General features: G+C 69.2%; 13 protein-coding genes. 6 read left to right on the forward strand and 7 right to left on the reverse strand.

The features are described from left to right. Positions 1-85 precede the first annotated feature (85 nt). Positions 86-559 carry a helix-turn-helix domain-containing protein gene (locus tag MRBLWH11_RS02470; protein ID WP_341946547.1) on the forward strand — a complete coding sequence of 158 codons (474 nt, stop codon included), beginning with the start codon at positions 86-88 and terminating at the stop codon, positions 557-559. A gap of 11 nt (positions 560-570) precedes the next feature. Then, the gene (locus MRBLWH11_RS02475; RefSeq protein WP_341947877.1) at positions 571-1,914 is read left to right on the forward strand and encodes an MFS transporter; all 1,344 of its coding nucleotides are present in this window, start codon (positions 571-573) and stop codon (positions 1,912-1,914) included. Positions 1,915-1,950: 36 nt separating this feature from the next. On the opposite strand, the gene MRBLWH11_RS02480 is transcribed toward MRBLWH11_RS02475, so the two are convergent. From MRBLWH11_RS02480 to MRBLWH11_RS02505, 6 genes are all read right to left on the reverse strand, one after another. Further along, positions 1,951-2,679 (reverse strand): amino acid ABC transporter ATP-binding protein, encoded by a 729-nt coding sequence (locus MRBLWH11_RS02480; RefSeq protein WP_341946548.1) that lies wholly within the window; start codon positions 2,677-2,679, stop codon positions 1,951-1,953. Then, the gene (locus MRBLWH11_RS02485) at positions 2,676-4,145 is read right to left on the reverse strand and encodes an amino acid ABC transporter substrate-binding protein/permease (protein ID WP_341946549.1); all 1,470 of its coding nucleotides are present in this window, start codon (positions 4,143-4,145) and stop codon (positions 2,676-2,678) included. Before MRBLWH11_RS02485 ends, MRBLWH11_RS02480 begins: the two co-directional genes overlap by 4 nt. 96 nt (positions 4,146-4,241) lie before the next feature. After that, complete coding sequence (locus tag MRBLWH11_RS02490; protein WP_341946550.1) at positions 4,242-4,772, reverse strand: GNAT family N-acetyltransferase; 531 nt, start codon at positions 4,770-4,772, stop codon at positions 4,242-4,244. Positions 4,773-4,895: 123 nt separating this feature from the next. After that, entirely contained in the window at positions 4,896-6,446 is a 1,551-nt protein-coding gene (locus MRBLWH11_RS02495; RefSeq protein ID WP_116634052.1) for a DHA2 family efflux MFS transporter permease subunit, read from the reverse strand. Further along, positions 6,443-7,066 carry a PadR family transcriptional regulator gene (locus tag MRBLWH11_RS02500; RefSeq protein WP_341946551.1) on the reverse strand — a complete coding sequence of 208 codons (624 nt, stop codon included), beginning with the start codon at positions 7,064-7,066 and terminating at the stop codon, positions 6,443-6,445. Before MRBLWH11_RS02500 ends, MRBLWH11_RS02495 begins: the two co-directional genes overlap by 4 nt. Before the next feature lie 73 nt (positions 7,067-7,139). Beyond that, positions 7,140-7,688: a GNAT family N-acetyltransferase gene (locus MRBLWH11_RS02505; protein WP_341946552.1), complete on the reverse strand. Its 549-nt coding sequence runs from the start codon at positions 7,686-7,688 to the stop codon at positions 7,140-7,142. A 50-nt stretch (positions 7,689-7,738) separates the two neighbouring features. Between MRBLWH11_RS02505 and MRBLWH11_RS02510 the strand changes: the two genes are divergently transcribed. Further along, positions 7,739-8,626, forward strand: coding sequence for a phosphoribosylaminoimidazolesuccinocarboxamide synthase (locus MRBLWH11_RS02510; protein WP_341946553.1), 888 nt, complete (start codon positions 7,739-7,741; stop codon positions 8,624-8,626). 149 nt (positions 8,627-8,775) lie between these two features. Then, positions 8,776-10,104 (forward strand): solute carrier family 23 protein, encoded by a 1,329-nt coding sequence (locus MRBLWH11_RS02515; protein WP_341946554.1) that lies wholly within the window; start codon positions 8,776-8,778, stop codon positions 10,102-10,104. Between the two features lie 40 nt (positions 10,105-10,144). Here MRBLWH11_RS02515 and MRBLWH11_RS02520 read toward each other — a convergent pair whose 3' ends face one another. Continuing rightward, on the reverse strand, positions 10,145-10,816 hold the full coding sequence (locus MRBLWH11_RS02520) for a TetR family transcriptional regulator (RefSeq protein ID WP_341946555.1): 672 nt from the start codon (positions 10,814-10,816) through the stop codon (positions 10,145-10,147). A gap of 124 nt (positions 10,817-10,940) precedes the next feature. On the opposite strand from MRBLWH11_RS02520, the gene MRBLWH11_RS02525 reads away from it, so the two are divergent. Both MRBLWH11_RS02525 and MRBLWH11_RS02530 read left to right on the forward strand, forming a co-directional pair. After that, complete coding sequence (locus MRBLWH11_RS02525) at positions 10,941-11,813, forward strand: DUF1266 domain-containing protein (RefSeq protein ID WP_341946556.1); 873 nt, start codon at positions 10,941-10,943, stop codon at positions 11,811-11,813. Continuing rightward, on the forward strand, positions 11,786-12,850 hold the full coding sequence (locus MRBLWH11_RS02530; protein WP_341946557.1) for a hypothetical protein: 1,065 nt from the start codon (positions 11,786-11,788) through the stop codon (positions 12,848-12,850). Before MRBLWH11_RS02525 ends, MRBLWH11_RS02530 begins: the two co-directional genes overlap by 28 nt. Positions 12,851-12,930 lie beyond the last annotated feature (80 nt).

The raw sequence follows: 12,930 nt of genomic DNA on the forward strand, positions 1-12,930 counted from the left end.
CCGAATCGTCCGAGATTCCTGCCAACCTCCGATCTCCGGCCTCACCCGTCTTGACAGCGCTCGCTTTCTTCAAGAAAGTGGGCGGATGCCGCTCCGCTCCGACTGGTCGACCACGACCTGCCCGATAGCCCGTTCCGCCGATGTGCTCGCCGACCCCTGGGTGCTGCTCATCCTGCGCGAGCTGTTCTCGGGCCGGAACCGCTTCGACCAGCTGCGCGACGCCACCGGGGCCGCCGACTCAGTGCTCTCCCGGCGGCTGAGCTCGATGGTCGACGCCGGTCTGCTCGTCCGCGACGACGACCCGCGATCGGGCTACCGCATGACGGATGCCGGCCGCGAGACGCTCCCGATCCTGCACGCGTACGCGCGCTTCGCGCACATCACCGACCCCGAGGGCGAGTGGGGGCTGACGGTGACCTGCGGACGCTGCGGCGAGGTCGCGGCATCCGCCGACTGGTGCGCGCCCTGCGCCGCGCCGCTCGACGCCGACAGCACGCGATGGGCGCGACGCAGCATGGGCGATGTCCCGTTCGCCCTCCTCGCGGGAGTCGTGGCGTGACCGCCGAATCGGTGGAGGAGCCCACCAGCACCCCGACCGGCCGCACCGACGGCAGGCCGCGGCGCTTCCACCCGGCGTGGACGGTCGCACTGGTCGCGCTCATCGCCCTCATCGGCGCCGCCGGGTTCCGCGCCGCGCCGGGTGTGCTGATGGTGCCGCTGGAGGAGGAGTTCGGATGGACGACCGCGGAGCTGTCGCTCGCCGTGTCGATCAACCTCCTGCTCTACGGGCTCATCGCCCCTTTCGCGGCCGCACTGATGCAGCGCTTCGGCATCCGCGCCGTGACCGTCGTCGCGCTGTTCGTGATCGGGGCCGGGGCGGCGCTCAGCGTCTTCGTCGCGACGCCGGGGCAGCTGATCCTCACCTGGGGCGTGCTGATCGGGCTCGGCACCGGATCGATGGCGCTCGTCTTCGCCGCCACCATCACCGACACCTGGTTCGCCACCCGGCGAGGGCTCGTGTCCGGCGTGCTCACGGCCGGCAGTGCCACCGGACAGCTGATCTTCCTGCCGGTGATCGCCGCTGCCGCCGAGGACGTCGGCTGGCGAGGAGCATCCCTCATCATCGCGGGAGGAGCGCTCGCAGTCGCGCCCCTCGTCTGGATCTTCCTCCGCAACCGACCGAGCGACCTCGGTGTCACACGCTACGGAGAGACCGAGCCCTACGCCGCACCCGCGCCCGCGCCGCGCGGCTCGGCATGGGGCGCGGCTCGCCTCGCGCTCACCACGCTGCGGGATGCCGCACGCACGAAGACCTTCTGGGCACTCGCCATCGGCTTCGCGATCTGCGGCGCGACGACCAACGGCCTGATCGGCACCCACTTCATCCCCAGCGCCCATGACCACGGGATGGCGACGACGACGGCCGCCGGGCTGCTTGCGGTGGTGGGCATCTTCGACATCGTCGGAACGGTGTTCTCGGGCTGGCTGACCGACCGCGTGAACCCCCGCATCCTCCTCGCCGCCTACTACGCGCTGCGCGGCGTGAGCCTGCTGTTCCTGCCGAGCCTGCTCTCGGCCGAGGTGCAGCCGAGCATCGTGGTGTTCATCGTGATCTACGGGCTCGACTGGGTCGCGACCGTCCCGCCGACGATCGCCCTCTGCCGCGAGGTCTTCGGCACCAAGGGCCCGCTCGTGTTCGGCTGGGTGTTCGCGGCGCACCAGATCGGCGCCGGCATCGCGTCGATCCTCGCCGGGATCGTGCGCGACCACACTGGTCAGTACACGTTCGCGTGGTTCGCGGCCGCCGGCCTGTGCGCGGTGGCGGCCCTGGTCAGTGCGACGATCCGTCGGCACAGGCCCGCCGCACCGGCATCCGATCCCGCCGTCGCGCCCGCGCAGCCCCTCGCCGACTAGGTCGGCGCGGGGTCCGGGCGCGCTCCACCCAGGGGGTCAGAGCACCTTCGAGAGGAAGTCCTTCAGGCGATCGTTCTTCGGGGCGCCGAACAGCTCGGCAGGCGGGGCCTCCTCCACCACGACGCCGCCGTCCATGAAGACCGTGCGACCGGAGACCTCGCGGGCGAAGCCCATCTCGTGGGTCACCAGCACCATGGTCATACCACCCGATGCGAGGTCGCGGATGACCTGCAGCACCTCGCCCACCATCTCGGGGTCGAGCGCGCTCGTCGCCTCGTCGAACAGCATGATCTCGGGGTCCATCGCGAGCGCGCGGGCGATCGCCACGCGCTGCTTCTGACCGCCGGAGAGAGATGCCGGCTTCGCATCGGCCTTCTCGGCCAGACCCACACGCTCGAGCAATGACATCGCCCGCTCGCGGGCCTGCACCTTCGACAGCTTCCCGAGCTCGGTCGGCGCGAGGGTGATGTTCTCGAGCACCGTCATGTGCGGGAACAGGTTGAAGTGCTGGAACACCATGCCGATGCGCTGCCGCACCTCGTCGAGCTTGACGCTCTTGTCGGTGAGGTCGACGCCGTCGATGACGACGTGCCCGGACGTGGGCTCCTCGAGCTTGTTCAGGCACCGCAGCAGCGTCGACTTGCCGGACCCCGAGGGGCCGATGACCGCGACGACCTCGCCGTCTTCGACCGTCAGGTCGATGCCCTTGAGCACCTGGTTGTCGCCGAACGACTTGTGCAGATCCTTGACCTCGATCTTGCTCATGCGTTGAACTTCCTCTCCAGGCGGTTCGCGAGCAGCGTCAGCAGCGTGATCACGACGAAGTAGATGATGGCGACGATGGTCAGCACCTGTGCCGACAGGTACGTGGAGGCGATGATCTGGCGCGACACGAACGTGAGCTCGGCCAGACCGATGACGCTGATCAGCGACGTGTCCTTCAGGGTGATGATGCCCTGATTGACGAAGGACGGGATCATGATGCGGAACGCCTGCGGGAGCACGACCTTCTGCATCGTCTTCCAGTGCCCGAGACCCAGCGAGCGGGAGGCCTCGGCCTGACCGGGATCGACCGCCTGGATGCCGCCGCGGATGATCTCGGTCATGTACGCGCCCGTGTTGAGCGACAGAGTGATCGCGCCCGCGACGAACGGGTTGAACGTCAGACCCGGGAACAGCTGCGGGATGGCGAAGAACACGAAGAACGCCTGCACGAGGATCGGCGTGCCGCGGAACACGAACACGTAGGCCGTCGCGAGCCAGCGGAACGGCGCGAACTTCGAGATGCGTCCGAAGCCGAACACCAGTCCGAGGATGAAGGCGGCCACGAGCGCGACCAGCGTGGCGAGGATCGTGAGCCAGAGGCCCTGCATGAGCGCCGGCCAGTACTGCACCGCGACCGAGAAGATGTCGGTCGCCTGCGCCGACTTCTCGCCGCCCGCGAGATACGTGTCGACGATCTTGTCGTACTCGCCGGATTCCTGCAGGTTCGCGAGACCTTCGTTGAACATCTCGATCAGCTCGGGGTTCATGCCCTTGTTGACCGCGAAGCCGTACTCGCCGCCGAGCTCGGGCTCGCCGACCAGGCGGAATCCGGAGCCCTGCTGGATGCCGTAGGCCAGCACCGGGAAGTCCTCGAAGTAGCCGACGGCCTGGCCGGCCTTCACGGCGTCGACCATGTCGGTCGTGTCGGAGTAGGGGGTGACGGTGAAGCCGTACTCGTCCTGGTTCTCCTCGGCGAAGGTCTGCCCCTGCGTGCCGGTCTTGACCGCCACGGCCTCGCCGTCGAGGTCGTCGAGGGACTGGATGTCGCTGGACTCGAGAACGCCGAGCTGGATGCCGCTGGTGAAGTACGGCTCACTGAAGTCGAACGTCTGCTCGCGCTCCTCGGTGATCGACATGCCGGCCATGACGGCATCCACCTGGTTCGCCTGCAGCGCCTGCACGGCCGCGTCGAACCCGAGCTGTCGGATCTCGACCTCGAAGCCCTGATCCGCAGCGATCGCGCGAAGCAGATCCATGTCGATGCCGACGAGGTCGCCGCTCGCATCGGTGAACTCGAAGGGCGCGAACGTCGTGTCGGTGCCGATGACGTAGGTCTCGCCGTCTTCGGCGGCGACGGCGCTCGACGCCCCGCCGAGAAGGGCGCCGGCGGCGACGAACGCGGTCAGCGCGGTCGCGACGGCGGTGCGGCCGAAGCGGCGCAGGCGCGCGGAGGGAGTGCGGATCACGACGGATGCTCCTCGGGATCGGATGATGCGACCGGACAGCCGCCGATCATCCACCCTAACGGGCGGCCGCTCACACCTCCGGTTCGCCGGCGCCTGTCAGAGAGCGATCCAGTACCGGCGCAGCATCCCCTGCCCGCGCTCGGACTGGTCGCTCACGTCCTGCAGGACGCCACCCGCCTTCTCGATCGTGCGGGCGGAGGCGACGTTGTCGACGTCGCAGGTGAGGAACACCCGCTCGAGCCCCAAGGCACGGGCACGGTCGAGCCCGAGGGCGAGGGCAGCCGACGCGTGACCCTGACGTCGCCGCGACGCACGGACCGCGTAGCCGATGTGGCCGCCCGCCTCACGGAGCCAGTCGTTGAGCTCGTGCCGGAACGAGAGGAAGCCGATGACCTCACCCTCGTCGACCATCCAGTAGAGATCGTTGTGCACGAGACCGTCCGGCAGCTCCGCGGAGGTGTCGGCGTGCAGCGTCGCCTTCTCGATGAGGGCCTCGAGCGTCTCACGGTCCGGCGTGACAGGCGCCGACAGACCCGATCCATCGACGTGCCCGTCACCGAACTCGGAGACCGCCTCGGCCCAGCTGTCGAAGAGGTCGGTGGTCGGTCGGATGAGGTCGATCGTCATCCGCCGATGACATCACGATCGTCGGCAGAGACGCAAAACGGCTCAGCGACGAATCCGGCGCCCGCTCAAGTCGCGAAAAGGCACCCATCCGCGACCGGGATGGGTGCCTTCTCGCGACGGGAGCTACTCGATCGGAGCGGATGCCGTGACGTCGGGCTGTGCGGCGGGCGCACCCTTCGGAGCTCCACGCAGGAACAGCGAGGCGACGAGCGCGACGAGGATCACGACGGCGGGAAGCAGGATCGCCTGCGACATGCCGGCGGAGAAGCCTTCGGCGACGGCATCCGGCAGCGCTCCGCCCGAACCGATCGAACCCGCGGCATCTCCCATGCCGGGGAGGTTCGCCTCGAGCCGCGCCTGCATGAAGGTCGCGATCGCGGCGGAGCCCACGACCGAGCCGATCGTGCGCGTGGTGTTGTAGATGCCGGCACCGGCGCCCGCCTGGCGCATCGGCAGCATCCGGGTGGCGGTCGTCGCGAGCGGTCCCCACATGCCCGCGCTGCCGATGCCGAGGAGCGCCGACGGGAACAGGAACATCCAGATCGGCGTGTCCATGTTCACGAGCGACGAGTACCAGAACAGCGCGGCGGCGAAGGCGAGAAGACCGGGGATGAGGATGAACCGCGGGTCGGTCCGGTCGAGGATCCGTCCGGCGAGCGGGGCGAGCACGCCGGACAGCACGGCCATCGGGATCATCAGCAGGGCGGCCTGAGTCGGGGCGAGCCCGCGGGCGATCTGCAGGAAGAACATCAGCGGCAGCGACATGCTCGTCACCGCGAATCCCACGGCGGCGATCGCGACGTTGGCGCCGGAGAAGTTGCGGTCGCGGAACAGGTCGAGCGGCACGAGCGCCTCGCTCTTGGTCTTCCACTGCTGCAGGATGAACAGCGCGAGCACGACGATGCCGGCGATGATCAGGCCCCACACCGAGATCGGGCCCCAGATGACGCCCCAGTCGTACTTCTCCCCCTCCTGCAGGCCGAAGACCACGAGGAAGATGGCGAGCGCGCTGAGCACGACGCCGAGGATGTCGAAGCGGTGCGGGTGCGTCTTCAGACGCGGTACGAGGATCCACGCGGCGACGAAGGCGATCACGCCGACCGGCAGGTTGACGAAGAAGATCCACTCCCAGCCGAGGCCGTCGACCAGCACGCCTCCGAGCAGCGGACCGACGAGGGTCGCCACACCGGCGGTCGCACCCCACAGCCCCATCGCCGCGCCGCGGCGGTTCGGCGGGAAGGTGCGGGTGATGACGGCCATGGTCTGCGGAGTCATGAACGCCGCACCGAGACCCTGGACCGCGCGGGCGACGATCAGTCCTTCGAGCGAGGTCGACAGGCCGCACCAGAGCGAGGCGAGCGTGAAGATGGCGAGACCGATGAGATAGATGTTCTTCGGTCCGAAGCGGTCGCCGAGGCGTCCGGTGATGAGGAGGGGGACGGCGTACGTCAGCAGGTACGCGCTCGTCACCCACACCACGTTGTCGAGGTTGTTCGTGTTCGGGTCGAGCGCGGCCTTGATGGCCGGGTTCGCCACCGAGACGATCGTCGTGTCGACGAGGATCATGAAGAACCCGATGACGAGCGCCCAGAGGGCGGGCCACGGGCTCTTCGGCGCGTTCCCCGCGGCGAACGGCCCGGTCTCGGGGCCGGCGGCCTGTCGTGATTCGGTCATTGCTGTGCAGCCTTTCGCTGAGCGAGGTAGCGGTCGGAGTGGGGGAACTTCGTCGGACCCCAGGGGATGCTGTCGGCGTCGAGGCGGGCGAGCAGGGAGTCGAGCCAGCGCAGCTCGGCCGCGAGGAGGGCCTCCTGGCGTTCGATCTCGACGAGGACCTGCTCGGGGACGGAGTTCGCCCTGGCCTTGGACAGGCCGTCACGGTGCATGACGTGATCGTCGACGAGAGCGTCGCGACGCTCCTCCAGCAGCTCGACGACGTCGGCGCGCTCGAGGTTGTGCGCCTCGGCGAGAGCCACGCGGAACTCGGCAGGACGATCGACCTTGGGCAGCTCCCGCCGCACCCAGGCGATGACCGCGTCGCGCCCGGCATCCGTCAGCGTGTAGGTCGTGCGCTCGGGACGGTTGCCGTCCCGGTCGATGCCGACCTCGTCGATCAGTCCGGCCCGCTGCAGCCGCGCCACCGTGTGGTACAGCGTGCCGTTCGTGATGGTGAGCAGCCGGTCGTCGTGACGCACGCGCATGAGCCGCACCATCTCATAGGGGTGCATGTCGGCCTCGCGCAGCAGCGCGAGCACCATCACCCCCATGGGCGTGAGCCGATCCACGGCATCCTTCATGTACCACCTCGATTAGTCCACGTGGACTATACGCCTTTCGGCGCGGTGGGACAAGACGCGACCGTGCGTCGTCTCAGCGCAACGCGGCATCGAGCTGCGCTGGGCTCAACGGTCGATCCGCGTAGACGAGGCGCATCACGGACGCATCGGGGTTCCCGGCATCAGGGGCCCGGTGGACGACAGCGAGGCCGAGCTTCTCGGCGACGTGCGCCGACGCCGTGTTGTGCTCGACCAGGTACGCGACCAGAGGACGGTCGGGATCGATCGCGCGCGCCCGTTCCATGCCGGCCCGCGCCAGCTCGGTCGCGAGTCCCCGCCCGTGATGGTCCGCCGAGATCCGGTAGCCGACGTTCCACACCCGGCCGCCCAGCAGCGTGCATCCGCCGTTGCCGACGACCTCGTCGGTATCGCGCAGACGCGCGACCCACGAACCGAGCCCCGCCTCGGCCCAGCTCCCCCTCCACCTCTCGATCATCTCGAGGGTCTGCGCCGGGTCGGTGTGCCGGAGACTCGGATAGTGCGCCCACACGCGTGGATCGGTCTGGATCGGGAACAGCGCGTCGACGTCGCCGAGGACGGGACGGGACAGACGAAGCCGCTCGGTGAAGGTGTCGTCGCTCACGCCTCCAGGCTAGGCACCCGCGCCGACACCAGGCGCGACGAACCGGGATAATGGGGCGGGTGAGCACCTCATCAGAAGGCACGGCACGGACCATCCCCGGCTGGCGGCACATCTACTCGGGCAAGGTCCGCGACCTGCATGCATCCGAGGACCCGGAGGACACGCGCATCCTCGTCGTCGCCTCGGATCGCGTGAGCGCCTTCGACTTCGTGCTGTCCCCCGGCATCCCCGAGAAGGGCGCCCTGCTCACCCGGCTCAGCCGCTGGTGGTTCGCGCAGCTCTCCGACGTGCCCAACCATCTCGCCGACGGCGAGATCCCGGCATCCGTCGCCGACCGTGCGATGCTCGCGCAGTCGCTCGAGATGCTGCCGATCGAGTGCGTCGTCCGCGGCTACATCACCGGCTCCGGATGGGCGGAGTACCAGGAGAGCGGCACCGTCTGCGGCATCCCGCTGCCCGCCGGCCTGCAGAACGGCGACCGGCTGCCTGCACCCCTGTTCACCCCCGCCTACAAGGCGCCGATGGGCGAGCACGACGAGAACATCACCTTCGAGAAGGTCGTCGAGCTCGTCGGCGCCGACCGCGCCGCCGAGCTGCGCGATGCCTCGCTCGCGATCTACGCCCGCGCCGCCGCGATCGCCGAGGAGAAGGGGCTGATCCTCGCCGACACCAAGTTCGAGTTCGGAACAGACCCCGATGGCGTCCTGCGCCTGGCCGACGAGGTGCTCACGAGCGATTCCTCGCGGTACTGGGATGCCGAGGCCTGGAAGAACGGCACCACCCCGAGCGAGCGGATGGCGAGCTTCGACAAGCAGATCGTGCGCGACTGGCTCGCCGCGAACTGGGACAAGCAGGGCGAGCCGCCGCTGCTCCCCGACGACATCGTCGAGCGCACGGCCGACCGCTACCGCGAGCTGATCGAGCGCCTCGGCGCCTGACCCCGCGGGTGACTCACCCGACGCACATCGGTGTGGAGGAAGCCGTCGCCTTCGGTCGGGGCACCCAGCCAACACTCAGGAATCGGTAGTGTGGCTCCAGCACGGTCGCGATCCCCCGCGCGACCATCCCCTGAACCTGAGGAGACCGCATGGCCCTGTGGAAGCTGCATGGAGACGGCCGCACCCTCGAGCCCGGCGCCGTCGTGCGCCCAGACGAGCGCCTGAACTGGCCCGCCACGATCGCGATCGGCCTCCAGCACGTGATCGCGATGTTCGGCGCCACGTTCCTCGTGCCGATCATCACGGGCTTCCCGGTCGCCACGACCCTGCTCTTCAGCGGTGTCGGAACGATCCTGTTCCTCCTCGTCACGCGCAACAAGCTGCCCAGCTACCTCGGCTCGTCGTTCGCCTTCATCGCGCCGGTGACCGCGGCGACGGCATCCGCGAACATGGGCACCGCGCTCGCCGGCATCGTCGCGGTGGGCGTGCTGCTCGCGATCATCGGCGTCGTCGTGCACACCGTCGGCGTCAAGTGGGTCGATCGCTTCCTGCCGCCGGTGCTCGCCGGCACGATCGTCGCGCTCATCGGGTTCAACCTCGCCGGCGCCGCGCACAACAACTACGCCGCGGCGCCGATCACCGCGACGTTCACGCTCGCCATCACGATCATCTTCGCCGTGGTCTTCCGCGGGTTCCTCGGACGCATCTCGATCTTCCTCGGCGTGATCGCGGGATACATCTTCGCGGCGTTCCGCGGGGAGTTGAACTTCGAGGCCGTCGAGAAGGCGGACTGGATCGGCCTGCCGACCTTCACCCTGCCGAACTTCACCGAGCCCGGCACGCTGACCGCGCTCGCCATGTTCCTCCCCGTCGTGCTCGTGCTCATCGCCGAGAACGTCGGACACGTGCGCGGCGTCGCCACCATGACCGGTGACAGCACCATCAACGAGCAGACCGGGAAGGCCTTGATCGCCGACGGCGTCTCGACCACCCTGGCCGGCTTCTTCGGCGGCTCCGGCACGACGACCTACGGCGAGAACATCGGCGTCATGGCGTCGACACGGGTCTACTCCACCGCCGCCTACTGGGTCGCGGGCGCCGCAGCAATCCTGCTGAGCCTGTCACCGAAGTTCGGCGAGGTCATCAACTCGGTCCCGGCCGGCGTTCTCGGCGGCGTCACCACCGCTCTCTACGGCCTGATCGGCGTCATCGGCATCAAGATCTGGGTCGACAACCGCGTCGACTTCTCCCGGCCGGTGAACCAGTACACGGCTGCCGTCGCGCTCATCATGGCCGTCGGCGGGTTCATGATCAAGGACGAGGCATCGGGCTTCGAGCTCGGCGGCATCGTCATCGCGACGGTGGCGGCGATCCTCATCTACCACCTCGGCAACCTCATCGCCCGTCTCCGCAAGACCGGCGCCGACGACCCCAAGCCGCTCGAGGCGGTCGGCCCCCTCGGCGGCGACCCGGCCTGACGGCCGGGCGGTCCGGGCGTCTCGTCTCGGCGCGTCTCGCTCAGGAATCGCCTGGGCAGACAGCTCCGCTCGCTCGCGGGCGGGGCTGTCCGTCGCGCACGACGACGGGCGCCATGGGCATCGGCGCGGCGGGCTCGGGCAGGCCGTAGCGCCGGTGCATCCATCGCCGCGCGTCCTCCAGCGGATAGGTCTCGCCGAACACCGCGTACTTCACGAAGATCCCCTCGAGCGTGCTCCGCAGCATGACCTCCTCGAGCGCCGGGTCGTCGGCGCCGCGGGCGCGGAACAGATCGCGCACGGCATCCTCCGCCGCCGTCGCGGCCGCCTCGTGCCGCGCTTCGGACTCGGCGAAGAGACGGTGCGTCGCAGGCTGCTGCTGCATGGCGAGCACGGCCCTCTGCAGCGGAAGCGCGTAGGCCGTCGCCATGAGGGCCCCGTCGATGACCGCGGCGAGCGCCTCGTCCGGCGTCCCTTCGACGCGGGCGAAACCGAGGACGGTCTCGAACCAGCGGTCGATCACCGCGGCGACCAGATGATCCTTGCCCCCGAAGTGATAGTTCACGAGCCCCTGGGCGACGCCGGCGCGGGAGGTGATCTCGGCGATGCTGGCCCCCGAGACGCCCCGCTCGCTGAAGACCTCGATCGCCGCCTGGAGCAGCGCCTCGCGCGAGCGTTCCCGCGCGACTCTGTTCCGTTCGTCGGAGCGCGCCATGCGGCATCCACCTCCTGAGTTCGCGACCGCAGCTTTCGAAATCCTCCCCGTGCCGTATAGATTACTCACTGAATGTTCGTTCAATCTGTGAACGACGACGGATTCATCCCTGCCAGGAGTAGCAATGCACCCTTTCGCGCGCGTCGACTTCAATGACCTCGGCTCGATCATCGGCTGGCTCATCGAGCAGTGGTGGGTGTGGGCGATCGTCGGCGTCATCGTGCTGTTCTTCATCGTCGTCTGGCTGCTGCCCGACGCGAAGGTGAAGCCCTCGGAGCAGTTCTCCACGGCCGACGCCGAGGCCAACGAGATCGCACTCGGGTTCCTGCAGATCACGAACCTCCCCTCCGGTCCGTGGAACGACCCGACCGCCTCGGGGCTCGGTGCGCGGGAGAAGTCCGTGCTCGTCGACCAGTGGGGCGTGCACTCGCGTCAGGACTGGCTCGACAACATCGAGCGCCTCACCAGCGACCGTCGCCGCCGCGAAATGTGGACGCTCTACCTCGCCGTCCGCACCGCGGTCGCCGAACGTCTCGGCCGCACGCCGAAGGCCAAGGAATGGCTCGCGGCGATCGTGGAGGAAGGCGGCGACAAGCGCGATGCGCGCAGCTTCGTCACCGCGATCGAGTACATCGAGTCGGAGGTGCGCAAGCGCGTCGGCAAGGACATCGTGTCGCCCGGGGTCTTCGTGAAGACGCTCGACGGGTACGCCCTGGGCCAGGCCGTCGCGATGACGACCTGGGGTGTCGCGCTGGGTCACGGCGACGTCGCGGAGGCGCGGGAGATCATCCGTCGGATCAACGCCGACGCGCGCCCCGGCTTCGCCTCGTGGGCCGACTTCGGCCTGAGCTACATCGCGGGGCGCGTCATGCACTGGAGCGACGGCAACGTCGACGAGAAGTCGTTCGAGAAGTTCGGCGACGGCTGGTCGGACTTCAAGGCCGCCGCGACCGAGAAGCGCAACGGCCCGTGGGCGACGCTGTCGTGGAGCCGCTGACCGTCGACCTGGAACCGCTGCGACGCAGCGCCGGATTCCGCGACATCCTCGCCTACGAGCGCATCTGCCGGATGCCGCCGCACCGCCGCTTCGTGGTGATCCTCATCGCCGTGCTGCTGTTCGCCGCGGCGATGCTCGTGGGACTGTGGTTCCTCGGGCGCACCGACATCCTCGCGGTCGCGCCGATCCTCGGGGTATTCGTCATCGGGTACACCGTGCTCGCCGCGGTCGGATTCGTCTGGTACTCCGTCGGGCTGAGCCGCAGGGTCAAGATCGCCGCGTTCGCCTGGCAGAACGGATGGGCCTACGCCGACACGCTCGAGCACACCCGCCGACCGGGAGCGGCTTTCACCCGCGTCCTGCGCGGGCAGGAGCGCGCGATCGTCGCGTGCGACGACGAGCGGATGCCGTTCGAGCTCGGCGTGCACCACTCGGTATCCCGCGGGCAGGAGCGGGCGACCGTGCAGCGCCCGTTCGCATTCATCGAGCTGCCGCTGCCGGCATCCGTGCCGCACATCGTGCTCGCCAACAAGCGACGCAGCATCATCCCCACGCTGGGGCTCGGCCGGGGAGCGGCCCGGATGGATCTCGAGGGCGACTTCGCCTCGACCTTCCGCCTGATCGTGCCCGAGGGCTACCAGCAGGACGCGCTGTACATCTTCACGCCCGATCTCATGGCCCGGGTGCTGGACCTCGGCGCAGGTGCCGAGATCGAGCTCGTCTCCGACCGGCTCTACGTCTATCTGCCCGCGAGCACCCGATTCGATCGCGCCGGGACCATGGCCGCCGCGATCACGCTCGCCGAGGAGTTCCACCGCCGCTTCGCCGCGCGCACCGCGCTGTACCGCGACGACGACGCCGGCGAGATCGCCGCGCGGGCCGGCGTCTCCGTCGGGCTCCGCGGGCAGCGGCTCGGCGGCCGCGGGATCTCCGTCCTCGCCGTCGCGGGGACCGCCGGCGTGCTGCTGCTGTCAGCCGGAGTGACGGCGTTCTCGCTGTTCGGCGGCGGCCTGCTGCGAACGCTCGGCCTCGGCTGAGCTCCTAGACCCACGGCTGTGGGCCTGGCCCGGAGGGGGCGCCAGGGCCACAGCCGTGTTCACCTCTCCCGTGCCGCGAA

It is taken from the genome of Microbacterium sp. LWH11-1.2 (assembly GCF_038397745.1).
Lineage (GTDB): Bacteria > Actinomycetota > Actinomycetes > Actinomycetales > Microbacteriaceae > Microbacterium.

What these genes read in the sequence shown, in the direction of transcription:
- MRBLWH11_RS02470 (WP_341946547.1), top strand. Translation starts at nt 86, where the DNA reads ATGCCGCTCCGCTCCGACTGGTCGACCACGACCTGCCCGATAGCCCGT.
- MRBLWH11_RS02480 (WP_341946548.1), bottom strand. Translation starts at nt 2,679, where the DNA reads ATGAGCAAGATCGAGGTCAAGGATCTGCACAAGTCGTTCGGCGACAAC.
- MRBLWH11_RS02490 (WP_341946550.1), bottom strand. Translation starts at nt 4,772, where the DNA reads ATGACGATCGACCTCATCCGACCGACCACCGACCTCTTCGACAGCTGG.
- MRBLWH11_RS02495 (WP_116634052.1), bottom strand. Translation starts at nt 6,446, where the DNA reads ATGACCGAATCACGACAGGCCGCCGGCCCCGAGACCGGGCCGTTCGCC.
- MRBLWH11_RS02500 (WP_341946551.1), bottom strand. Translation starts at nt 7,066, where the DNA reads ATGAAGGATGCCGTGGATCGGCTCACGCCCATGGGGGTGATGGTGCTC.
- MRBLWH11_RS02510 (WP_341946553.1), top strand. Translation starts at nt 7,739, where the DNA reads ATGGGGCGGGTGAGCACCTCATCAGAAGGCACGGCACGGACCATCCCC.
- MRBLWH11_RS02515 (WP_341946554.1), top strand. Translation starts at nt 8,776, where the DNA reads ATGGCCCTGTGGAAGCTGCATGGAGACGGCCGCACCCTCGAGCCCGGC.
- MRBLWH11_RS02520 (WP_341946555.1), bottom strand. Translation starts at nt 10,816, where the DNA reads ATGGCGCGCTCCGACGAACGGAACAGAGTCGCGCGGGAACGCTCGCGC.
- MRBLWH11_RS02525 (WP_341946556.1), top strand. Translation starts at nt 10,941, where the DNA reads ATGCACCCTTTCGCGCGCGTCGACTTCAATGACCTCGGCTCGATCATC.